This window comes from bacterium, assembly GCA_029210545.1.
In the GTDB taxonomy this organism is placed as follows: domain Bacteria; phylum BMS3Abin14; class BMS3Abin14; order BMS3Abin14; family BMS3Abin14; genus JARGFV01.
Genome location: JARGFV010000041.1, coordinates 1 through 19,907, shown reverse-complemented (window position 1 = coordinate 19,907; position 19,907 = coordinate 1). Strand labels below are relative to the sequence as shown.

Annotated in this window: 17 protein-coding genes; 2 read left to right on the top strand and 15 right to left on the bottom strand. The window is 57.8% G+C overall.

Going from position 1 to position 19,907, the window contains the following annotated elements; all coding sequences use genetic code 11:
* Positions 1–270: 270 nt before the first annotated feature.
* From P1S46_06115 to P1S46_06085, 7 genes are all read right to left on the bottom strand, one after another.
* A complete protein-coding gene (locus tag P1S46_06115) occupies positions 271–975 on the bottom strand; it encodes a response regulator (GenBank protein ID MDF1536065.1) in 705 nt (234 codons plus the stop codon).
* A gap of 93 nt (positions 976–1,068) precedes the next feature.
* Complete coding sequence (locus tag P1S46_06110; protein MDF1536064.1) at positions 1,069–1,887, bottom strand: cyclic nucleotide-binding domain-containing protein; 819 nt, start codon at positions 1,885–1,887, stop codon at positions 1,069–1,071.
* 116 nt (positions 1,888–2,003) lie between these two features.
* Entirely contained in the window at positions 2,004–2,867 is an 864-nt protein-coding gene (gene metF, locus P1S46_06105) for a methylenetetrahydrofolate reductase [NAD(P)H] (GenBank protein MDF1536063.1), read from the bottom strand.
* A gap of 106 nt (positions 2,868–2,973) precedes the next feature.
* Complete coding sequence (locus tag P1S46_06100; protein ID MDF1536062.1) at positions 2,974–3,336, bottom strand: hypothetical protein; 363 nt, start codon at positions 3,334–3,336, stop codon at positions 2,974–2,976.
* Between the two features lie 103 nt (positions 3,337–3,439).
* The gene (locus P1S46_06095) at positions 3,440–4,447 is read right to left on the bottom strand and encodes a hypothetical protein (GenBank protein MDF1536061.1); all 1,008 of its coding nucleotides are present in this window, start codon (positions 4,445–4,447) and stop codon (positions 3,440–3,442) included.
* Positions 4,448–4,649: 202 nt separating this feature from the next.
* On the bottom strand, positions 4,650–4,832 hold the full coding sequence (locus P1S46_06090; GenBank protein ID MDF1536060.1) for a zinc ribbon domain-containing protein: 183 nt from the start codon (positions 4,830–4,832) through the stop codon (positions 4,650–4,652).
* A 509-nt stretch (positions 4,833–5,341) separates the two neighbouring features.
* Positions 5,342–5,557 (bottom strand): hypothetical protein, encoded by a 216-nt coding sequence (locus P1S46_06085; GenBank protein ID MDF1536059.1) that lies wholly within the window; start codon positions 5,555–5,557, stop codon positions 5,342–5,344.
* A gap of 489 nt (positions 5,558–6,046) precedes the next feature.
* Here P1S46_06085 and P1S46_06080 point away from each other — a divergent pair, with 489 nt between their 5' ends.
* The gene (locus P1S46_06080; GenBank protein ID MDF1536058.1) at positions 6,047–7,030 is read left to right on the top strand and encodes a hypothetical protein; all 984 of its coding nucleotides are present in this window, start codon (positions 6,047–6,049) and stop codon (positions 7,028–7,030) included.
* Positions 7,031–7,143: 113 nt separating this feature from the next.
* Here P1S46_06080 and P1S46_06075 read toward each other — a convergent pair whose 3' ends face one another.
* Positions 7,144–8,034, bottom strand: a complete 891-nt coding sequence (locus P1S46_06075; GenBank protein ID MDF1536057.1) for a phospholipase A — start codon at positions 8,032–8,034, stop codon at positions 7,144–7,146.
* Between the two features lie 497 nt (positions 8,035–8,531).
* Here P1S46_06075 and P1S46_06070 point away from each other — a divergent pair, with 497 nt between their 5' ends.
* On the top strand, positions 8,532–9,569 hold the full coding sequence (locus P1S46_06070; protein ID MDF1536056.1) for a GMP reductase: 1,038 nt from the start codon (positions 8,532–8,534) through the stop codon (positions 9,567–9,569).
* A gap of 63 nt (positions 9,570–9,632) precedes the next feature.
* On the opposite strand, the gene P1S46_06065 is transcribed toward P1S46_06070, so the two are convergent.
* The 7 genes from P1S46_06065 to dnaN all read right to left on the bottom strand — a co-directional run bounded on the left by P1S46_06065 (position 9,633) and on the right by dnaN (position 19,191).
* On the bottom strand, positions 9,633–10,439 hold the full coding sequence (locus P1S46_06065) for a tetratricopeptide repeat protein (GenBank protein ID MDF1536055.1): 807 nt from the start codon (positions 10,437–10,439) through the stop codon (positions 9,633–9,635).
* 287 nt (positions 10,440–10,726) lie between these two features.
* Positions 10,727–11,080: a PilZ domain-containing protein gene (locus P1S46_06060; protein MDF1536054.1), complete on the bottom strand. Its 354-nt coding sequence runs from the start codon at positions 11,078–11,080 to the stop codon at positions 10,727–10,729.
* 118 nt (positions 11,081–11,198) lie between these two features.
* Positions 11,199–11,537: a PilZ domain-containing protein gene (locus tag P1S46_06055; GenBank protein ID MDF1536053.1), complete on the bottom strand. Its 339-nt coding sequence runs from the start codon at positions 11,535–11,537 to the stop codon at positions 11,199–11,201.
* Positions 11,538–11,750: 213 nt separating this feature from the next.
* Positions 11,751–14,198 carry a DNA gyrase subunit A gene (gyrA, locus tag P1S46_06050; GenBank protein ID MDF1536052.1) on the bottom strand — a complete coding sequence of 816 codons (2,448 nt, stop codon included), beginning with the start codon at positions 14,196–14,198 and terminating at the stop codon, positions 11,751–11,753.
* A 134-nt stretch (positions 14,199–14,332) separates the two neighbouring features.
* Positions 14,333–16,777: a DNA topoisomerase (ATP-hydrolyzing) subunit B gene (gene gyrB / locus P1S46_06045; GenBank protein MDF1536051.1), complete on the bottom strand. Its 2,445-nt coding sequence runs from the start codon at positions 16,775–16,777 to the stop codon at positions 14,333–14,335.
* 137 nt (positions 16,778–16,914) lie between these two features.
* On the bottom strand, positions 16,915–18,066 hold the full coding sequence (gene recF, locus P1S46_06040) for a DNA replication and repair protein RecF (protein MDF1536050.1): 1,152 nt from the start codon (positions 18,064–18,066) through the stop codon (positions 16,915–16,917).
* A gap of 3 nt (positions 18,067–18,069) precedes the next feature.
* Positions 18,070–19,191 (bottom strand): DNA polymerase III subunit beta, encoded by a 1,122-nt coding sequence (gene dnaN, locus P1S46_06035; protein MDF1536049.1) that lies wholly within the window; start codon positions 19,189–19,191, stop codon positions 18,070–18,072.
* Between the last annotated feature and the right edge of the window lie 716 nt (positions 19,192–19,907).

The window sequence follows — 19,907 nt, the reverse complement described above, 5'->3', positions numbered from 1 at the left end:
TAAGGAAAGGGAAAACGACGCTTTTCCCTTTCCGTGGAGCGAAAAGTCCCGGATTGGACTTTTTGCGACTCTATCATTATTGATTACTGATTTCCGGTCTTTTCCTTTCCTCCCGGTCCCGGCACGGTTGTGATTTCATGACGTGCCGCTCGTGAAGTTCACACCATATGGCGGTAAATGTCATGCATGAACGCGCCCCGTCCATCTCCGCGCGTGGTGCCGAGGCGTAGGCGCACCTCAGATCGCAGAACGTGGCTCCTTTCGGCAGTTTCATCGCCCCAGGATGGTGGCGACCTGGTCCTCAAGGTAAGCCTGGAGAAGTTCGGTGGTCTCGTCGGGGACGGTTTCGAACTGGACCCCCATCCCCCTCGGTTTTTTTTCGGTGCTCTTCCTGATAACGTAAGCCACCTTGCCGGCGACCTTGACCGGTTTTTCAAGCCCGGGCAGGGGCAGGATCAGCGTCACATCGTCCCCCACCTCGCCCGGCTGGTTTCTGAGCACGAAGACCCCTCCCTCGCTCAGGTTGAGCACCTGGCAGGGGATCAGCTCGCTTCCGATGCGAATGAGTGCCCTCAAGGCAACCGCGGCCCTGAGAGTCCGTCGCTTGTTTTGTAAAGGAAGGTATTCCGACAGGACATCGATGAGGTCCCCTATGGAGATCGGCTTTGTCCGTACCTCCGCTACCACGACTCCGCCGCACTCGCTGCTGCCGGTCCTGGCCGGTTCCGCTGAAAGCATGATCACCGGGACCCGGGAGGGGTCGGACCCTTCCCTGATCCGGCGACAGAACTCCGGCCACTCCATATCGGGAAGATTCTCCTGTGCGATGACAAGATCCACGGCCCCATCGGACAGCACCTTCAAGGCTTCCTGGGCTGATTTGACCCCGATGGTACGGCAACCGTAGCGCCCGACTACCAGTTCCACGTAACGGGCAAACGTTTCGGCCGAATCGATGATCAGGATGGTACTCATGGGACTGCCCCCCGGGAGTCTGTTGAAGAACTTCACCAGGCTTCAGGATATAATTTGTCGGAAGAGGTTATCCAGCTGCCATGAAAAATCCGGCTAATCGAGCATCTGCAGGGATCGCCTCAAGCGTACGATGAGGATCTGTACCGTGTGAAGAGCAACTTCGGGGTCGGTCTGCACCTTCTGAAGGAACGTCTCGCGAGTCAGCGGCATGAGCACCGACGGTGCTGCGGCAATGGCTGTGGCCACCCTGGGCCTACCCGAGACGAGAGCCATCTCACCGAAGAAATGGCCCCTGCCGAAACGAGCTTGCACGAAGCGCTGTCCCCCCTCCTCCTGGCTGACGTGAACCTCACCGTCCAGGATGATGTACATGACATCTCCGGCATCTCCGGTACGGAAAATAATATCTCCCTGGTTGACTCTGATGAGGGCGGCAGGGTCCAGGGAGGCACTGAAACTTTTGAGGAACGCGGCAGACCTCGGTTCGTCGCCGGGAGGTCCATCGGCCGGGCCGGCAGGTGGTCCCGACTCGGCGAACCGCCACTTGAGCATTTCGTCCACCCTTTCAAGCCGGGCGCTGAGGCTTTCCATAAGGTTCAGGACGAACCTGGTGTCCTTCGCGCTGTGCTTGAGGAGAAAGCTCCGGGTGATGGGAACAAGGGTTGCCTCTTCAATGGCCTTGACGGTAGCCGACCTGGGCTCCTGGTCTACCAGGGCCATCTCTCCGACAAAATCCCCGGGGTTGAGACGGGCAACCACTGTGCCGGTGCCTTCCGTTTCCCGGATGACGGCCAGGGTGCCGGTATGGATGATATACATGGTGTCCCCGGTATCCCCCTGCTGAAACACCACATCTCCCGCCCCAAAAGTCTTCCCGATCCTGCCGGTGAGCTCCGACATTTTTTCCATCATTGCGCTCACTCCTCCGTATTCGCCCCCTCATCTTTTAATAACATGCCGGCGGGGGATTGGGGAAGGGTCGTGCAGAACGTTCAAGTGCACTGGTGCACATGCGCGCTTAATTGCTATCAGCGCCAGTCGGTGCCGATCTCGTCCAGGACCAGCTCTGTGGCCTGGTTCCGGTTCAGCGTGTAAAAATGCAGCCCGGCGACTTGTGCATCGATGAGCTCACGGCACTGGCCGACAGCGTACTCGATCCCGATCTTGACCATTTCCTCATCGTCCCGCCCCTCCATCTCCCCGACGATCCGGTCCGGCACCGTGGCCCCGCACATCTGGGTAAACCTCTGCACCTGGCCCAGGTTGACGATGGGCATGATCCCGGGGATGATGGGCACATCGATCCCGGCAGAGGCGGCACGATCCACGAAATCGAAAAAATACCGGTTGTCGAAAAAGATCTGGGTGATGATGAAATCGGCGCCGGCATCGACCTTTTGTTTGAGGTATTGGATGTCTGTTTCAAGGGATGGTGACTCCAGATGGCCTTCGGGATATCCGGCCACCCCGATGGAAAACCGGCCCAGCTTCTCCAGGTACTCGACCAGTTCACAGGCAAAACTGAAATCATCCTTCACCTGGACCAACGGGAGGTCCCTGGGGGGGTCTCCCCTGAGCGCGAGGACGTTTTCGATCCCGCTGTGCCTGAGAACTTCGACCACGCTGCCGATATCCTCACGGGTCGAAGCGAGGCAGGTCAGGTGCATCATAACGTCCAGACCGTACCTCTCCTTGATGTCGATGGTCCACTGGAGGGTGCGGTCCCTGGTGCTGCCTCCGGCTCCGTAAGTGACTGAGACGAAGTCGGGCTCGAACCGCTTGAGGACCTCCACGGTCTCGTGGAGTATGTGCTCGCTCTCCGGGTTCCTGGGCGGGAAAAATTCGAAGGATAACAGGCGTCGATCCTGTTTGAGGATGTCTCCGATCTTCAAAAGCTCACTCCGAAGGGGCAAAGGTCTGTCATGACGGGAACGGTGTCCGGCGGACACCACGAAGGCAGGATTCTAGGCAACCCGGCGGGTTTTGGCAAGGAGCCTGTCAGCGGGAGTTGCTTTTCCTCCGCACTGCAGAGAGGATAAAAGCAGCCCCAACCACGATGAGCAGAAGAGACATGAGGGGGATACGAACCTCCAGCACCTCCCAGACCCCGACGACAATGAAAAGGATCGCGACCAGGATCCAGAGCCCTTCCGATTCCAGACCAGCGTACTTGCGCACAACCTGGACACACAGGCTGATGACTCCGACACCAATGAGGATCGCCCCGGATCCGGCCTTTATCATCAGGATAAAACCGAGCCATACGAAGAACGCTCCCCATCCCACGGCCGCGATCTTTTTTTCTCTCTCCCTGCGTTCCCTTTTCCCGCTTACGGACGGTTCCGCACTGCCAAAACTCATCCAGCACCTCCAGACGTCTGCTCCATGGCCTGTTATCCTAATATATCCGAAGAGCTTTCTCCGGACCATGCCCAGGGGCCGATGCGTTTTCACCGGCACTTTTTCAACTGAAGAACTGGACTTCGATCCTCAGGGTGGTCGCCTTGTACCTCCTGTAGCGCCCTGTGTCGTCCCGAGGCCAGTAGAGTTCCGGAGCCGCCTCCAGGAAAAGCCAGGGACGGATAAAATTTGACCTGATCCTTGTAACGAGACGGTAGCGGGCAACGTCGTTTTTTGGATACGTGTTCCCTTCCGCAGAGCCCTCGATCCCCGCAACGACCGTCGGACCAAGTCTGTCAAAAAGGGAAAGAGCCGAACCCCATTGGACGCCCGGTTCCACCTCTTTCCAGAGCGCCGCCTCCGTGGCCCTGGCGAGGGCGCTCTCTCCCAGCCTCCAGTCAAAGTCGATCCGGAAAGACTGGTTTATCCCCTCGTCCCTGAACCAGACAACAGCAGGTGTGAGCCTGACAAGGGTGTGGCTCGAAAGGGGTTCCGTGACCCTGAGGCGGAGACGCACGTACGGCTCCACTGTATCGGTCAAACGGAACCCGGCTCCGAGGTGAAGTCTCGCCCGCCTGGTGTCGGAGAGGTCATACCTCAAACCGGCGGCACTTCGTTTCGTGTCGGCAGTAACCCCTGGATCCGTATCCTGCAGAAAAGGGTCTTCACCAGGATGGCCGGGCGCATCCAGGTCATTGTCCTGGGAGGTGATTATCAGCCTGAACTTTTGGCTCATCTTGGGGAGACGCAGGCTGGCGCTCACGCCGGAACCGAAAAGATCCCCCTCCTTCTCGTCCCTTCGAAAGGATGATCTCCACCGCACCAGGCTGCCAGGCCACTCTTCGCCGGAACGTTGTTCACCGAAAAAGTTGTCGAACCACACGGAAGGCTGGCACAGGGTCCTGGTGATGTAGGAATGGATCCTGTCCAGCCAGGCCGTTTCAAACCCCTCTTCACCCATGCAGGCGCCCATGCTGTCCCCGATCAGCGCCGTTTCGGCAGCTGCCGCGGCCCCGGAACAAAACAGCACGAGAGCAAGGGCAGCTGTCATGGTTATCTTTCTCTTCGACAAGCGGCTCTCCTTCCGGAGCAGATCCCCCATATTACATCAAATCCGCCTGTTATCATCAACTTCCCGATCCTCGTCCCGTACGGGCGCGGCCGCGTCGTTGCCGCGATCCGGCTCATGGCCAACGTGCCGGGCAAGGAGAAGAGGGATCTTTCCGGACTGCTTGGCGGGGAGGTGACGGGGACAGGTGCCCCGGGAGGCTGGATTATTTTACCTTACCGGCGTATCCGCCGATCCCGATCTTTATCCCACCGGATGAGATGAGCTTCAAAACATCGTCGGAGCCGCACCTGGGGCATTCAACCTGCCCTGTTTCCATCTCCCTGATGCTCATGACCTTGTCGAAAGGGCGCCTGCACTTTTTGCATTCGAATTCATAAAGGGGCATGGGGGATCTCCTCGCTGTGAAGAATTGCAGAGCCAGGTACTGGGGGCTATGTGCTAATACGATCCTTCGCTCCCAGCTCTTTGTTATTAGTTTCTGGTTCCCGGTTCGCTGACAGCCATGTACCCCCGGCAAAGTCGGGGGCTTGAACTGTGAAGCTTGTCGAAGGGAGCGGCCTCCCAGCGGCCGCGCCCTTCGACAGTTCGACAAGCTCACTGCAGGCAAGCTCAGGACAGGCTGTGGTGAGTCAGCTTTATTAATGGTCTCCTACTCCTACTCCAGGAACTGTCAAACTTCTCGGGTCCCCCGGCAAAGCCGGGGGGTTTCCCTAAGTACAAATCCATCCATCCTTTTGCTTCAACCCTTGACCGAACCATCACCCGGCGCTGGCCGGCCGGCATCCTGTAGGTCAAACGGCAGACCTCGAATCCCGCGGTGCACACCTCCCGGCTCAACGACATCGGGACCGTACCGCACCCCCTGGCCCATCGCTCCTGATCCTTATCCCGTCGTCAGAGTTGAAACACCCCCTGACCCGCACTCCCGATCTGTAAACCCTGCTCTCCCCTGAAATGGGCCACGGCTTTTTCCAGGATGGCTTTGCGTCTTTTCAGCATAACGCGATAATCCTGCCGATCCGTTCGACCGATCTCCATTCTCAGGTCGGCTAGCAGCGTGTCCAGCACGTCGGCCAGGATTTCACGCTCTTGGGCGTCGAGATCCAACATTGCCATCACCTCCAAGGTTGATGGACTCGTAAAAAGTCCATCAATGCGCCCCGCGCGGGGCGCCCAAATCAATGACTCACACCGTAAGTCATTGATCCGTGAGGAAAGGGAAAACGACGTTCTTCCCTTTCCGTGGAGCAAAAAGTCCCGGATTGGACTTTTTGCGACTCTACAATGTCCGGCGGCCACTATACCCGTCAGCGGTAAAAAGTTTTTCGCAAGCGCCCTGCTCCATAGATTTCCTGCACATCCCTGGATTCCAGGTGCTGGTTTTTAGTTCCGAGTTCCCGGTTCCCAGTACTCAGTTCCCGATATATAGGCTATTATAACTCTCGTTTGGGCCAAGCGCCCAGGGAGCTTTGACAGGTGGGAGAAAAAATGCCCGAATTCCTGCACTTGGACAAAGGACATCCAGGTGCTACCATATTGGTGCTATTCTCCTTATTCCAACATGTCGCCGGTGCCGGGACGCATCGCAGGGGGTCACCCATGGCACAGTTATCCGGGAAAAAGGGCAGGGAACTCCTCCAGGAGGTCCTGGATCAGCTCCGGACCATCGATCCGAGGATTGTTCCTTTCGACAGCCAGGAGGTGGAAGACCTCGAACTGGCGGTGTCACAATCTGTCAGTGACGTTTTCGGCAGCGAATCTCCGGAGCACGACGCTTTCGAACAGTTCAAGATATCCGCAGGGCCCCTTTCGAGGGCGGACTCCAAAACGGAAAAGCAGTCCAAGTACGAGATGGGCGTCCCCAAGGCTATCACCAGGCTCGAGGAACTCCTCGAACTCATGGACCGCATTGACGATGAACCGGACCTGATCCAGGAGATTTCCAGCGAGGACCTGGTGGAGGTGAAACAGTCACCGCCCAAAGAGCGGGCCAAGGCCGTGAAGGCGCCCTTGAAGGAGGCGCCCAAGCCGGCTCCTTCGCAGGCTTCGAAAACCGTGGCCGAAAAACCCGCACCCTCGCCACCCGGCGCCCCGCAGTCAGCGCCGCAAAAACCCGCATCCACCCAGAATCAGCCGGGCAAGGTCCTTATCATTTCCGGCGCCGGGGAGGCGATCACTCCGTCAGTCGAACAGCTGCTTGGCCGCCTTGGTATCTCTATAGAGGTCCCGGGCCAGGACCCTTCTGCCCTGTCCATGGAAAGCCTGGCCTCAGTGGATCATATCGCTTTCACGCTCCTGATCCTCGCCGTCGGGCAGAGGGGAGGGCTCTCCGGCCTTACGTCTGTTATCGGGATGGGAAAATCCAAGCACGAATTGGCGTACAAATTGGGGTTTTTCGTTGGTCGGCTGGGCCCGGGAGCGGTGACCGTGCTGTTTGAGGGGGAGCGTCCAGGCGACCTTCCTGAGCAGCTTTTCGGTGTTCGCTACATCCAGTACCAGGAAGAAGGCGGCTGGCAGATCGGCCTTTTGAAACAGCTAAAGGCCAACGGCTTTTTCATCGACGCCAACCTGTTGTTTGAATAGGGGCCGCTGAGAAACTGCGGCCCGGAGCGAAGAACGAAGCACGATGAACGAAGGCAGGCTTTTTCTTCGCGCTTCGAACTTTGCGCTTCGCGCTCGGCTGGGCCTGGCAGCCGTTACAGCCAATCCGCCAGCAGGATACCCACACCCACCCTCGACATCCGATGGTCGTAATCGATAAGGCTTTCGCCGTATCCATCGAAGATCTGCAGGTACCCCTTCATCTTTGCCGTGAGCGGATAGGAGTACCCCAACTCGACAGATCCCTTGTTTTCACGGCGCAGGTTGTTGCGGAGCGTGAGGGTCAGAGTGTGACGGGCCCGCCTGAAGAAGACCCCCAGTTCCCCGGAGCCCATGTATGTTCGTATGTCAGGGTTGTCATCCCCATCGGGGTCGTCAGGGCCGTCCTTTTCCCTTTCCGGGATACGGTACCAGGGTTTCACGCTTACTATGGCGTTTCCCCTCTCGAGGATGATGCTTGTGTAGATCCGGTTCCAGCTGCGTGACAAGGCGCCGTCCTGCCCGTTGGACTGGTGGGACACACCGAAGATCACACTGGACGCCCGAAGCCCAAGAACGCTCCAATCGGTATCGTAAAGGAGAAACAGCTCCGGCTCATGGTTGGTCTCCCTGAACGGCCGTGACCTGTCGCCACTGTAGGCCTGCCACCACGAGCGGCTGGTATACGCCGCGTAAAGGTTCCCGCGGTTTCCCGGAAACAGCTCGCTCAAGTGAACCTTGAGGCTCACCTGGAAGGTCATCTCCAGTTCGTCAAGGGTCCCGGGTTCGAGCCCGGACGCCTCGTCGTTGGGGTGCAGGTTATATGCAAGGGGCAGGATGTAGTTGGGCCGATGGGGCAGGATCAGAAAGGGGTTGTCCCTGGCCGCACTCTCCATGGCGAGGCGCCGGCGCACCGCGGTGGACTGATCGGGGGAAGCGGAGACGGCTTTAGAGCTGCCGGCAGCCATGAAAAAGGCTATAGCAACAATAAGGGCAGTTTTTTTCATAAGTCCAATAATAAGGCAGTCGAACGATTTTAGCTATCAGCCGGAAATCGCCTCCTGGCTGACAGGTCTTCGTTCTTCGTTCCTGGGGTCCTGGTTCCTGATTCTTAAGTTCTTAGTTCCTGGTTTCCAGCGTGGAACAAGCCTTTTTCGATGCCCCATTGGCGGCTGCAGTCCCGCTTCACCTTATGAGGATGGTTGACACCCTTTGATCCGTCCTGAAACAGCGCTCGACCGGCCTGGGTCGTCTTGCTCCGACAGATCACCGGGAATCCCGGTTTAAACCGCTGCAGGAACGGCACTCTCCGGACCTCCTCTGCCTATCTTGTGGCGGTGTTTCCTTTTTGCAAGGCGGGATGCGTCAACCGGATTCCGCGTTGTATCGACAGACCCTCCCAAGACTCCGGAATTGCGATATGATATTAGAATTCAAGATCGTTGACCTGGCAAACAGGAGCGGGAATCGTTTAAGATCCGGAGCGGAAAGGGGAGTTATATCCATGCGAGTCGAAACCGACATCAAGATGGGGTTCAAGGATGTCCTCATAAGGCCGAAGCGCTCGACAATGAAGAGCCGGGCCCTCGTGGACCTTGAACGGACATACACCTTCCTGCACAGCGGGAAGGAATGGACCGGTGTCCCGGTCATGGCCGCCAACATGGACACCATCGGCACCTTCGAGGTGGCCGAGGTCCTCGCAGGCCACGGTATGCTCACTGCCATCCACAAGCACTATGACGACAGGCAGTGGGCTCAATTTCTGGATGGTCGTGACTGCGGAATTTTCCAGAGGATCATGGTCAGCTGCGGCAGTTCGGCCGAGGACCTGTCAAGACTGGGAAAGATCGTGGCCGCCTATCCGGAACTCGAGTTCATCTGCGTGGACGTGGCTAACGGTTACGCCGAGGCCTTCGTCGAGTACGTTCATGAGGTACGGCAGGCCTTTCCGGACAAGACCATCGCCGCGGGGAACGTTGTTTCCGGGGAGATGGTGGAAGAGCTGCTCCTTTCCGGGGCCGACATCGTCAAGGTGGGGATAGGCCCGGGCTCCGTCTGTACCACCCGGATAAAGGCCGGGGTGGGATACCCCCAGCTGTCGGCGGTCATCGAGTGTGCCGATGCCGCCCACGGGCTTGGAGGCCGGATCATCTCCGACGGGGGGTGCGCCTGTGCCGGGGATGTGGCCAAGGCGTTCGGGGCAGGCGCAGATTTTGTCATGATCGGAGGGATGTTCGCAGGCCACGACGAGTGCGGAGGCCAACTCCGTGAGCGCGGCGGCAAAAGTTACAAGCTGTTTTACGGGATGAGTTCTGCTACAGCCATGGAGAAGCACTCCGGGGGGGTCGCCGACTACAGGGCCTCGGAGGGGAAAACCGTAGAAGTTCCTTACATGGGGCCCATCGAGAACACGGTCAAGGACATCCTCGGCGGCGTTCGGTCCGCCTGCACCTATGTGGGTGCCAAGGCCCTCAAGGAACTGACCAAGCGCACCACCTTTATCCGGGTTCTGGAGCAGGAAAGCAGGATGTTCGAATAAAAAAGGTCCGGTTGCCAGAATCAAACGGAGTTCTCCACTCAGTCCCTGGCAATCCAACCTTTTTTATCTGCCCCTTTCTTCCAGCCGCTTCCTCGCCTTCTCCAATCTCCAGGAGATGGCCTCCTTGTTGGGGTATTCGGGGAAGATTTCGTTGTAAAGGACAAGGGCCTCCTCCAGTTGTTCCCTTTCCTCGAGGGTCGCCGCGAGGTTGAACCGGGCGTCGATGCCCAGATCTCCATCCGGATAGCGCGATAGGTAGAGGCGGTACGCAGCCTCGGCATTATTCAGGGCACCCTGGGTCTGAAAGATGTTGGCGATCTGATAGTAAGCGTCATCCACCAGGTTGCTGGCCGGATAGTTGTTGATAAGCCTGGTGAACTCCAGCCTGGCCTGCTCGAAATCCAGCAGGTCGTAGTAACAGCCGGCGATCCGGTACTGGAACAGGTCGTCCCCGACCACCGTCTCGTAGTCGTCGATGAGACGCTGGTACTCTACAATGGCTCGACGGCAGTCCCGAACCTTGGTTTCCAGGATCTCGGCAATGGCTCGCCTGGCCTCGGAGGCGTGCTCATTGTCCGGGTAACGATCCAAAAACTCCCGGAAATCCGAGATCGCCTCCAGGTATCTGGACTGGTATGTGTGGTAGATGGAGGCTCTCTGGCGCAGCGCCTCAGAATACAGGGGGCTTTCCGGGTATTTGACCAGGAAGGCTGTGAGGTACTCAACGGCAGCGCCGGACAGGTTCTCATCCAGCGCCGTCATTGCCTGTTCGTAGAGGGCCTGTTCACGTGAGCGGTACGAAAAAAAACCGGCGGCCACGAGGCCAACGGCCATGATCACGATCAGGGATATGAGGAAGAATTTTCTCAAAAACGCCTCGCTTGCTTTTTATCGTGTTTGAAGGTGCGGCGCAGCAGGAGGAGTTTCTGTGGTGTTATTACCGGTCTTTTCCACTTCCCGCTTTCCACTTTTATCTTACGGTCTTCCCCATCCCTGGGCTTTCGCAGAGCGAAAGCCTCGCAACGTGTCGGACTTTATCGACACGTTGCGAGGAGTTTTTCGAAATGCCCCTTATTTTGGATGCTTCCCCGTTTTTCGCTGAATTGCCTTTCGAAAAACTTAAGCTAGGAGTCTGAAACGGATAGTCCGACAGACTCCTAGCTCTCCGTCCATCTGAAATGACGCAGGCGTTGAACCATCTCCGGAGTGGGGCTTACGATCTCAAGGCCCACATGCCATACAGGCAGGCGCCCTTCCTTCCCGTTGGGCTTTCTCGCTTCGAACACCTTTCGGCAGAAAAGCCCCGGCAAGGTCAGATCCCTGTTTAAAAACAGAAGATCGACACTGATCTCCCGGGGGAACGGTCTCTCGCCGTAATACTGGATGCCCAGCCCTCCCGCGCTCACGTCCAGGAGAGCGCACGCTTCCATGCCGCAGGCGGCAAGCGCGCTGTCGGCCGCCCGGAACCTTGGGTGCCGTCTCTTGTCCTCGTGCTTTTCCATCATCGCCATGCTATCGCCCTTCCCGCGCCCTTCATCCTGTTTCTTTCCACTTTCCACTGATCCTGGCAACGTGTCGGACCTTACCGACACGTTGCCAGGAGTCTGAAACGGATAGTCCGACAGACTCCTAGTTCTCTTTTCCCACAAACCTGGCCAGCGCGTCCAGTATGTCATTGCCCGGTTCCACGAATTCGAGTCCCAGCCGGCGTTCGGTCACATAGCTGAACACGGCCACCCTGCCCACGGTCTCGTCTCTGACCTTCCGGCATCGTACCTTCTCAAGCTGGATGCTCTGCGAGGCGTTGAGAAGGTCCACCACCAACTCCCCGGGAAGTTCGTCGGTACCCTTGTAACGCACTCCGAGACCACCCTGGCTCACGTCGGTGATAAGGGCCGGACTCTGAAGCCCGACCACATAGGTCATCTCTGCCGCCGGGTACCTGGAGTGCCTCCTTTTGTCGTCCATCTTTTCCCTCGTGCGTTTCTTCGTATGTGAGTGGAGTGTGTGTGCGTTAGCGCGTAAGATCTTCCATTGACAACAGACTTTTTTTATTAAAGCACTTACGGACGGACGCACGCACGCACGCAACTACGGCTCTTCATCGATGGGCAGGCGATACTGCTCGCTCTTTCCCCCGGCCTCCCCCCTCGCCCACTCGGAACGCCGGATCTTTCCCCTTCACCCGTCTGCTTCCTGGATGAGGGCCACGGACACCACTCGCTCCTCGGCATCAGACATGTTGATGAGTTTGACACCCTGGCTGGAGCGCGAGTAAACGGAGATCCCTCCCACTTTCATCCGGATGAGGCGGCCCTTGTTGGTGATGACCATGACCTCCTCTTCGCTGCCAACCTGGAGAGTGCCCACAAGGTTGCCTATCTTCTCGGAGATCTTGACCGCCCGAACTCCCTTGCCGCCCCTCCCGATGGGGTTGTACTCCTTCGTCGGCGTGCGCTTGCCGTAGCCCCTTTCGGTCACGGTAAGCAGATAGGCGGCATCGTTGACCACCTCCATACCCACGACACGGTCGCCCTTGCCGAGGTTGATCCCCCTCACCCCGCGGGCGGTCCTGCCCATGCACCTGACGTCCGTCTCCCGGAACCGTATTCCCTGGCCGCGGTGGGAGGTCAGAAGGAGATGGCGCTGGCCGTCGGTCAGGGCGCAGGATATGAGGCGGTCCCCCTCGTCGAGGCCCAGAGCGATGATGCCGCCGGCCCTCGGGTTGGAGTAGGCGGTGAGCTCCGTCTTCTTGATGACACCCTGTTCGGTGGCCATGACGATGAAATGGCCCTTGGTGAAATCGCGTACCGGCAGAAATGCGGTGACATCCTCCCCGCTTTCCAGCGTCAACAGGTTGATGATCGCCTTGCCCCTGGCGGCACGTCCCATCTGCGGGATTTCGTGAACCTTCATCCAGTGAACTCGGCCCCGGTCGGTGAAGAACAGGATGTAGCTGTGTGTCGACGCCGTGAAGATATGCTCGGCAAAATCCTCGTCACGCATGGACAGGCCGGTCAACCCCTTTCCTCCCCGCTGCTGTGAGCGGTACAGGGCCAGGGAGGTGCGCTTGATGTACCCCGCATGGGAGACGGCGACCAGGACCTCCTCGTCGACGATGAGATCCTCAAGGGACATCTCATGTGTATCCACCACGATCTCGGTGCGCCTCGCGTCGCCATACCGCTCCCTGATCTCCCGAAGCTCTTCCACGATGACCGCGTAAAGCTTTTTCTCATCTGCCAGGATCCCCTTGAGCCTCTTGATCTCCGCCAGGACACTCTCGAGCTCCTGCTCGATCTTTTCCCTTTCGAGGCCGGTGAGGCGGGAAAGGCGCATCTCCAGGATGGCGTTGGCCTGTTTTTCCGTAAGCCCGAACCGGGTTATGAGTCCTTCCCTGGCACCAGGCACATCCCTGGATTTCTTGATGAGTTCCACCACCTCGTCGATGTTGTCCAGGGCGATCTTCAAGCCCTCCAGGATGTGGGCCCTTTCCTCCGCGCGGGTCAGGAGGAACCGCGTCCTCCTGGTGACCACCTCGACCCTGAAGTCGATAAAATGTCCCAGCATCTGGGGCAGGTTGAATACGACCGGCTGGTTACGGTGGATAGCCAGCATCTGCACCCCGAAGGTGGTCTTCATCTGTGTCATGGCGTAAAGCTGGTTGAGGACGACCTCGGCAATATCCTCTTTTTCCCGCTTGAGTTCGATGACGATCCGCATCCCCTCGCGGTCCGACTCGTCTCTCAAATCACTGATCCCTTCGAGTTTCTTGTCCTTGACGAGTTCGGCGATCTTCTCCACGAGCCTGGCCTTGTTGACCTGATAGGGCAGTTCGGTGACAACGATGGCCGTCTTTTTGTTGTTTCGCTCGATGACCGCGCGGGCCCGGACCCGGACAAGGCCCTTGCCGGTACGGTAGGCGTCCCTGACACCGCTCAGCCCGTAGATGAACCCCCCGGTGGGGAAATCGGGCGCCGGGATGACCTTCATGAGTTCGTCCACCGTGGTGCCGGGTTTTTCGATGAGCAGGATACATCCGTCGATGATCTCGGCCAGGTTGTGTGGCGGGATGTTGGTGGCCATGCCCACAGCGATGCCGGAAGAACCGTTGACCAGGAGGTTGGGGAAGCGTGCCGGCAGAACGAGGGGCTCGAAGAGTGTGTCGTCGTAGTTGGGCCCGAAGTCCACCGTCTCCTTGTCGATATCCTCCATGAGCTCGCTGGTCAGGCGCATCATGCGGATCTCCGTATACCGCATTGCCGCCGCCGCGTCGCCGTCGATGGAGCCGAAGTTGCCCTGCCCGTCCACAAGGGGGTACCTGAGGGAGAAGTCCTGGGCCATTCGAACGATCGTGTCGTAAACGGCCTGGTCTCCGTGGGGGTGGTACTTGCCGATGACGTCACCGACGATGCGGGCGGATTTCTTGTACGTCTTGTTGTAGGCGTTCCCGAGGTCCTGCATGGCGAACAAGGTGCGCCGGTGGACCGGCTTGAGGCCGTCCCGCACATCAGGGAGCGCCCTTCCAACGATGACGCTCATGGCGTAATCGAGGTAGGACGTCTTCATCTCGTCCTCGATGTTGATGTTCTCTATGGGGGCGTTAACGGTGCTGATAAGGTCACTCATTTACAGTCTCGCTGTCTCGGTTGTTCTGTTAGGTGTACTTGCTCGACGCGGGAAGAGGCTACAAAACAGCCTTTTTCTCCTTTTCTCCTTTTCACCCGTTCCCGTTTCCCCATCGTCAGAAATCTTGACATCGATCAGACGTCAAGATTTCTGACGTTCAGGGCGTTTTTCTCGATAAATTCCCGCCGCGGTTCCACAATATCGCCCATGAGAGTATTGAAAATGTCGTCGGCTTCCACCGCATCCTCAATGGTCACCTTCTGCAGCGCCCTGTTTTCCGGGTTCATGGTGGTCCCCCAGAGCTGATCCGGATTCATCTCACCCAGACCCTTGTAGCGCTGGACAGAGGCGCCCTTTCGTCCCTTCTCCATGATAAAATGCACCACTTCGCCGATACGTCTCGTGCGAAGCAGCTCCTGCGGCGGCATTTTCTTCTTCCCGCCCTTGTTCTCGCCCTCTTCATCTTCCGTTGCGAGAAGCACCATCTCCGTCCCGAGGATCTTGAGTCCCCTGGCCAGTTTCAGCATTTCGTAGTAACCAGGGCGACCAACCAGGTCGGGATCGATCCGTGTGTTCCAGCGGGAACCGTTTTTCCGGGTGGTCACCAGCGCTATGTGGCAGCTGTGTTCCTCATCCTCGACCAGCTTGACCTCCACCGGTTCCATCTCCGGGTAAACGGTCTTCAGGTAGGTGACGGCGTTCTCCATCTTCCTGCCCAGGCTGACTCGGTCGGAAAGCACCTTTCTGTCGACCCCTTCCAGGGCCAGGGCCAGGACAAGCCTGGGATCGATCCGGCGGCGCTCCATTCGGTTCATGATCTCCACCAACCGGGTGGCGCTGGTGAAGATGGTAGACAGTCGGGTCGATTCGTAACTTTCCTTGAGGGCCGGCGCCTGAAGGGTCATGTTCCTGATCCCCTGTTCGGCCAGGAAGGTGTTCAGCTCCTTTTCGTTCTGAAGGTACCTTTCCACTTTGCCCTTCTTTATTCTGTACAGGGGGGGCTGGGCGATATACAGGAAACCGCGCTCCACAAGCCGGGGCATCTTCCGATAAAAGAAGGTCAAAAGCAGGGTGCGGATGTGGGAACCGTCAACATCGGCGTCGGTCATGACGATGATCTTGTGGTAACGGAGCTTCTCCAGGTCCAGCTCATCACCGAACCCGGTACCCAGGGCGGTGATGATGGTGCGGATCTCCTGGTTGGAGAGGATCTTGTCATCCCTGGCCTTCTCAACGTTGAGGATCTTGCCCCTCAGGGGCAAGATAGCCTGGGTCCGCCTGTCTCTCCCCTGTTTGGCCGAGCCGCCTGCCGAGTCGCCCTCCACAAGGAACAGCTCCGCAACACCTGGATCCTTGGCCTGGCAGTCGGCAAGTTTTCCGGGCAGGTCCGCCACATCGAGGGCTCCCTTTCGGCGCGTGAGTTCCTTTGCCTTGCGCGCGGCTTCACGGGCCCTGGCGGCTTCCGTGGCTTTGCTCACGATCTTTCGTCCTACCGCCGGGTTCTCCTCGAGAAAAGCGCCGAGCTTCTCGTTGACCATGGCCTCTACCATGCCCTTGATATCGCTGTTCCCGAGCTTGGTCTTGGTCTGGCCCTCGAACTGCGGGTCGGGAAGTTTGACCGAGATGATGGCGGCGAGACCCTCCCGGATATCATCACCGGAAAGCCCCGCCTTGATGTTCTTCACCAGGTTGTTGGAGATGGCGTAGTGGTTGACGGTCCTAGTCATGGCCGCCTTGAACCCCACCAGGTGGCTGCCGCCTTCGTGGGTGTTGATGTTGTTGGCGAAGGAGAAGATCGTTTCCTTGTAGCTGTCGTTGTACTGAAAAGCGATGTCCACCACGACGGCGCCCTTTTCACCCTGAATCTGGACAGGCTTGCGGTGGATGGCAATACGGTTCCGGTTCAGGTACTCCACGAAATGGACGATGCCGCCCTTGTACTGAAACTCGTTCCTCTTGTCGGCGCGTTCATCCTCGATGGTGATCTTCACGCCGGCGTTGAGGAACGAAAGCTCCCTTAAACGCTGGGAGAGTGTGTCGAAGGAAAACTCGGCAATCTCGAAGATCTGGCTGTCAGGCAGAAAGGTGATCTTGGTACCCCTCTTTTTCGTCTTCCCGATGTTCTCGAGCTTTGTGACCGGTTTTCCGCGTTCATAGGATTGGGTATAGACCCCCCCGTCCCGCCAGATCTCCAGGTCCAGCCGGGCCGAAAGGGCGTTGACCACCGAAACGCCGACCCCGTGGAGCCCGCCGGAGACTTTGTAGGCGCTATTCTCGAACTTGCCGCCGGCGTGCAGGGTCGTCATGACCACCTCCGCCGCCGATTTTTTCATCTGCTTGTGACGGTCCACCGGGATGCCGCGCCCGTTGTCTTCCACCACAACGCTGTTGTCGACCCTGATGGTCACGCTGATCCTGTCACAAAAGCCCCCCATGGCCTCGTCGATGCTATTGTCCACGACCTCATACACCAGGTGGTGGAGGCCCTCCGTCGAGGTGTTGCCGATGTACATGGAGGGCCGCTTGCGGACAGCTTCGAGGCCCTCGATGACCTTGATCTTCTCGGCAGTATAATCCAGCTCCTTCTTTACAGCTCCCCTGTCGGCTGATGACTTCGTTCTGCCCTTGCCGGCAACAGTTACGGAACCGGTTTTTTCCTTCTTTTCATCGTTCAAGTGGAGGTTCCTCTCTCAGGCAGGCTGACGGCGTTTTGCCGTCAACTCCTGCCAAACGGCTTCAGTTCGCCCTGATCAACGGTCCATATTTTCCCCTCCCCTGACGGGAGGAACATGTATTCTTCTCCGGTCGTGGAGATGAGGAACTGGGCTTTCATATCCACGACCAGGCTCCCCAGGGCTTTTCTTCTGGTTTCATCCAGCTCCGAAGCCACATCGTCGAGGAGGATAAGGGGCCACGCCCCGTGGGTATCGCGAAAAGCTGCCGCCAGGGCCAGCTTGAACGCCAGGACCGCGCTTCGTTTCTGACCCTGGGAACCGTACCGCGCAAGATCCGTCGGATGGTCCGGGCTGCCGAGGGTGAACTGGATGTTGTCCCGATGAGGACCCGCAAGGGAGTGGCCTAACCGTGACTCCCGGGTCCGGACCCTCGCAAGTTCTTCCAATATCGAGTTTTCGATCGTCCCGATGAGCTGAGTCAGCTTCCCGGGGCCGCCGGGCCAGGCATCGTCAGGGACGGTAAAACCCGGAGTGTACTCCAACCCCAGCCCCGGACCCAGCCCGAGCCTTTCCCCCAGATGTTTCATCCTCGGGTTCAGGGTGTGGAGAAGTTCCATCCTCCTGCACACCAGGACTGCCCCGGCAGCAGCGAGAGCCTTGTTCCACCCTTCCAGTTCCCCGAAACGCCCCCCCCCTCTTCTGAGCAGCGCATTTCGCTGTCTGAGAGCCGACAGGTATCGCCGGTACTCCCTGGCGTACTCGGGGACGATCTCGAAAACGGCCCTGTCGATAACCTTGCGGCGCCAGGAAGGCGAGCCACCTACCAGGCTCACATCCTCGGGTATGAAATGGACCACTTTCAAAACCTGCAGGTACTGCTCGGGCGAATTGACCTTCTGGTCGTCGATATATTGCTGGCGCCCTCTGCCGGTCAGGGTAAAAGAGAGGACCCGATCCAGCCCTCCGGAAGAGACGGCACCTGTGACGCGTCCTGCTGACTCACCGTGGCGTATCATCTCGACCCTGCCGCCTGATCGGAACGACCGAAGGCTGCCGAGATACCCGACCGCCTCGAGAAAGTTCGTCTTTCCCTGCCCGTTTCGGCCCAGTAAAAGGTTGAAGCGCGGGTGGAGCTCAACCGTTTTCCGGTCAAGGTTCCGGAAGCGGTCCGGCTCAACCCACAGCAACCTCATGGTTCAGATGCGCATGGGCATGATGACCGAGATGTAATCCTCCTGCCCCTTCTGGGATACCACACAAGGGCTGAGTTCATCCTTGAGTCCCAACTCCACTGTTTCGGTGGTCATGGAGGTGAGGGCGTCGAGCATGTATCGCGCATTGAAGGTAACCTCCACGTCGTCTCCATCATAAGTGACGGGCACCGTTTCCGTGGCAGTTCCAAGATCCGGGTTGTTGATGTGAATGGTCACATTTCCCCCGCCGAAGGCGAACTTGACGGCCCTGGACCGCTCTGAAGACAGCAGGGAAACCCTCCTGATGGCGCGTATCATCGACTCGCAGTCGGCTTGGGCCACAAACACCCGTTCTTCAGGGACGACCTGTTTCCAGTTGGGAAAGGACATGTCGATAAGGCGGGTGGTGAGGACGATGGAATCCTTGCGGAAGACCCCATGCTGCTTCTGAAAATCCACCTCCACCATCTCGTCACTACCCTCCTCCAGGAGCCTCCGGACCTCGTTGAGGGACTTTCGGGGGATAACAACGCTCTCTCCAGGCCGGATATTTCCCTCGGCCCCCTTTTCCACCTTGGCCAGGCGGTGGCCGTCCGTGGCAACGAGTCTCAAGATCCCCTTGCCGTCCTTCTCCTCCATCTCGAAAAGGACACCCGTCAGGTTATAGCGGGTCTCATCCGTTGAGGCGGCGTAGATCGTTTTCTTGATCATCTCCTTGAAATTCTCGGCGTTCAGGGTAAGGAAGTTACCATCCTCGTAGATGGGGAGGCTTGGATAGTCCTCGGCAGGCAGGCCTTTCAGTTCGAAGGAGGAGTTGCCGCACGTTATCTCCGAAAGATTGTCCTCCTTGACCTGAAGGGTGATGGAGGATTCGGCTGGAAGCTCCTTGATGATCTCGAAAAGCTTTCTGGCCGACAGGGTGACCGCTCCCTGGCTTTTGACGGAAGCCTCTACAAACCCGCTGATCCCCACCTCCATATCGGTGGCCAGCATTTTCAACCTGTCACCGGTCCCGTCGATAAGAACGTTGCTCAGAATCGGAACGGTATTCTTGCGTTCAACGATATTCTGAACTCTCGACAACCCCTGAAGAAACTCTTCCCGGTTGATGGAAAAGGTCAGCACCTTCAAACCTCCTGTTCTGGGGCCACTGGGGCCTCATGCACCGATCCGACCCGCCATCGAAACAAACCTTTCGACCGCGGGGTTGTGTTCGGTCTGTACGGACGCACCGCTACCAGTCTTCTGGCGTGAAATGAGCCGGAAAATCTCCCCCGGAAACATAATGGGGCAGCGATATTTTACCCCAACGGAGGACCGTAAAGCAACACTTAACACTTTTTATTGGCGGGCATTTTTGCGCCAATAAAAAGTGTCTGAAATGGATGATTCAGGTTCGAAATATAACGTAAGGCTTGAACCACGAAGAAAAACACTGTCTTTAGTACATAATGCTTCGCACTTTAGTTCTTCTTTATTTCTCTTTAAAACCAGTAGCAGGAGTAACAGGTCCTGGGGATTCGGGGGAATCGTCCATAAACCCCCGTAATGAATGAAAGAGTTCTGTGGAAGAAGCTGGGGAAGAATCGGTGGAGATCTCCGACTGTTCCACATAAACCGATTTCCACAAAAGAAACCACAGGGTTGTAAACCGGGTTATAGACAGGGGGCTGGGGAATACTGAAGTTTACGATTCACTGTTTACAGTTCACAGTGCAGGCATGACCTAACTGCAAACCGTATACTGTTAACGGTGAACTCAACTCTTGATAGGGTCGCAAAAAGTCCAATCCGGGACTTTTCGCTCCACGGAAAGGGAAAAGCGTCGTTTTCCCTTTCCT